The 733-nt window shown below is 66.3% G+C and carries 1 protein-coding gene; it reads right to left on the bottom strand.

Annotation, left to right across the window (positions count from 1 at the left end):
- Positions 1 to 733, bottom strand: a 733-nt coding sequence (locus ACFIKI_RS08415; protein ID WP_375666756.1) for an endo alpha-1,4 polygalactosaminidase, incomplete at both ends; no start/stop codon positions are given.

Raw genomic sequence — 733 nt, 5'->3', positions numbered from 1 at the left:
ACGCCCAGCTGCGCAATGCGGCGGGCCGTCTCGCGCGTGGCATCCCGGTCGTGCGGAGCCACGTAGTCGATGGACAGCACCGGCAGGCGGTCACGCTCGCGGATGGTCTGCAGTTGCTGCAGCAGCCATTCGCGGTCTTTCTCGGGCACGCTCACATAGCGCTTGAGGCTGGCATCCCAGCCCCGCAACAGCGACTCGGCCGCCACCATCTGTACCTTGTCCCGCACACGCGGCACGATCTCGAAGCCCCGGTTCAGGATCAGCCGGATGCCGGGATAGCGCTGGTGCAGCGTCTCGATGACGCGCACCAGGCCGTCCTGCTGGGCCTTTTCGTCGAAATTCGCAGCCAGGCGGTAGGAGTCCAGCGTGTCCAGGAAGAAGCCGCGAAAGCCCTGCTTCCACAGTGGTGCGATCACCTCATCGGCGAAGAAGGCAGGCCACTGGGCAGGCGTCTGGTCCAGGACGATGGACTGCCAGGCGCCGTTGCGCGCCATCTTCCAGGCCTCGGGAATCTTGCTGAAGTAGGCGCGCTCGGGCAGCACCTCGGCCACGGAGGCATATGCGTAGAGTTCGCTGCCCGGAGCCTGCTTGCGGAATTGAACGGGGTCGTAGCCGTGGCCCGGCTCCACGACGGCGATGTCGTAGAGGCTCAGTTCACTGAGCGAGGCCTTGTTCCCGTAATAGACGGCAACCGCCGGCTCGGCTGCCTGCACCGCCCAGCCGCACAGCACCC

The sequence above is a fragment of the Bartonella sp. TT121SHDZB genome, from assembly GCF_042193415.1.
Lineage (GTDB): Bacteria > Pseudomonadota > Alphaproteobacteria > Rhizobiales > Rhizobiaceae > Bartonella.
This window is presented reverse-complemented; position numbering and strand designations above follow the sequence as displayed.